Consider the following 1,974-nt stretch of genomic DNA (forward strand, 5'->3'; position numbering starts at 1 on the left):
CCCGAGCCGCTGCCGGTCGTCGGACCGCCCGGACCGTCCGTACCGACGTCGCGGGTGGTCGGTCCCCCGGAGCCCGAACCGGTGGTGGTCGGCCCGGTGGCGCATCCGGGTCGGATGATCCGGTTGTCGTCCAGGGTCACCGCCCCGTTGCGCGCCAGGAGTCGTCCCTCGATGGTGGCTCCGGTGGTCGCGGTGATGCTGGTCAGGGCGACCACCGTGCCTCGAAGCGTCGAGTTGGTGCCCAGCGTGGCGGAGCTGGAGACCTGCCAGAAGACGTTGCAGGCCTGCGCGCCGTTCGCGAGCGTCACGGCACTGCCGGGCCCGGTGGTGAGCGCGGACCCGACCTGGAAGACGAAGACCGCGGACGGATCGCCCTGGGCGTCCAGGGTCAGCTCACCGCTGAGGCCCATCGAGCTCGAGGAGGTGTACACGCCGGTCGTCAGCCTCCGGCCGGCCAGGTCGGCGGAGATCGCCTGGTCCGACGGCTGACCGGCGAGGACGCCGTAGGCGGTGGTCAGGTCGGACTGCGCCTGCTGCGCGACCTCGTCCGCCCGATGGATGGTGCCCAGCACCGTTCCCGGTGGGAACCCGCTCACGTCGGGCTTCGGGCTCACGCCCAGGTCACCCCAGGCCACGGTGGGGCCGGTGTTCGTCACGGCCTGGCCACCCAGGACCGCGAAGCTCTGGGCAGTGCCCAGGTTGACCGCGGTCGCAGCGGCGGCGGACGGGTTGCCGCCGAGAGTCAGGAGGATCGCGGTCAGGGGGACGGCGGTGACGGCCACGACGGCGCCCATGGCGATCACGCCGCCACGGGCCGAACCGGCACGCCAGGTGCGCAGGGTGCGCAGAGTGCGCAGCATCAGGATTCCTTCGATCTGCATCGACAGATGAGAAGAGCCCTCGGGGAGTCGATCCCTGGCGGTGAGCGGTTCGTGCCGCAACCTGCCGTCGACAGCTCTCGGTCGCATTCGGATGTCAGCGCCGCAGACGCGGCCTGTGCGATGTGGAACCGGAAGCTGCGATCAAGCGGCGTAACCAGGGCGGAAATCCCGCGGCGGCTGCTGCTTCCCGAAAATAATCAGCGGGGTCCCTCAACGCGTCCCACCGGTGGCCTCACCGTACGCTGCGCCGGCATTTAGCGCAAGGACTGTCGAATGTCAAGACCCTCGTGCCCTCGGTCCGGACCGCCGGGGGCGAACGCCCGGTGCGCGCCTGGATCGCCGCGACGGAGCGTCACTCCGTCTCGGGATCGACCACCGCTGAGCCCACCGACCTGATCGTCGGGCTGGTCGGCGCACCCGGAACGGTGAGCGGAAGGTCCACCGGCGCGGCGATCTCCACGATCACGCGGTCGCCCCGGACCCGGACCGACGCGTGGAGGCCGGGGTGGTCGGCGTGGGCGCCGACCTGGCGCAGGTAGGACCGCACCGCTCGCTCGGCCTCCGCCCGCGAGATCTCGAGGGCGCCGGTGGCCAGCCCGCCGTCGTACGCCTCGGAGCCCTGCGCCCCGAAGTCGGCTCCGTAGAGCGCGGCGCCGTCGGCGAGCGCGTCCAGCCGCTGCCGCTCGAGGTAGGCGACGCTCGCGTCGATCACGACCGCGACCAGCAGCAGGACGACGGCCGTGAAGCCGACGATCAGCGGCGTCGTGCTGCCCCGCTGCGGTCGGGACCTCATCGCGCGCCGACCTCCTGGTAGCGCCCGATCGGGACGGTGTGGGCGGCGCTCAGCCGGAAGGTCGGGGCACCGCCGCCGAGGACGACGGGAAGCACCGGCAGCTCGACCGCTGAGTCCACGCGCACCGTGATCACCGACGTGCCGCTGTGGCAGTCGTTCGGGTACGGCGTGCAGGAGATCGTCACGCTGACCGGGACTCCGGTGAGGCCGTGGTCGGCCAGCGCGCGGCGGGCGACGCGCTCCGCCCGCTGCTCACCGGCCACGGCGTTGGGCGCCAGCGCGTAGGCGCGTGCGGCGGCT

General features: G+C 72.5%; 2 protein-coding genes and 1 pseudogene. All 3 read right to left on the reverse strand.

All coding sequences use genetic code 11. The features are described from left to right. On the reverse strand, positions 1 to 860 hold an 860-nt coding region (locus E7Z54_RS12240), incomplete at its 3' end, for an ice-binding family protein (RefSeq protein WP_206056182.1). Between the two features lie 373 nt (positions 861 to 1,233). Then, entirely contained in the window at positions 1,234 to 1,674 is a 441-nt protein-coding gene (locus E7Z54_RS12245) for a pilus assembly protein TadG-related protein (RefSeq protein ID WP_136434070.1), read from the reverse strand. Continuing rightward, positions 1,671 to 1,974 (reverse strand): annotated as a pseudogene (locus E7Z54_RS23240) (hypothetical protein); the annotation flags it as partial. The pseudogene E7Z54_RS23240 and the gene E7Z54_RS12245, both read right to left, overlap by 4 nt.

The sequence above is a fragment of the Nocardioides sp. genome (genome assembly GCF_004803405.1).
GTDB classification, from domain to species: Bacteria; Actinomycetota; Actinomycetes; order Propionibacteriales; family Nocardioidaceae; genus Nocardioides; species Nocardioides vastitatis.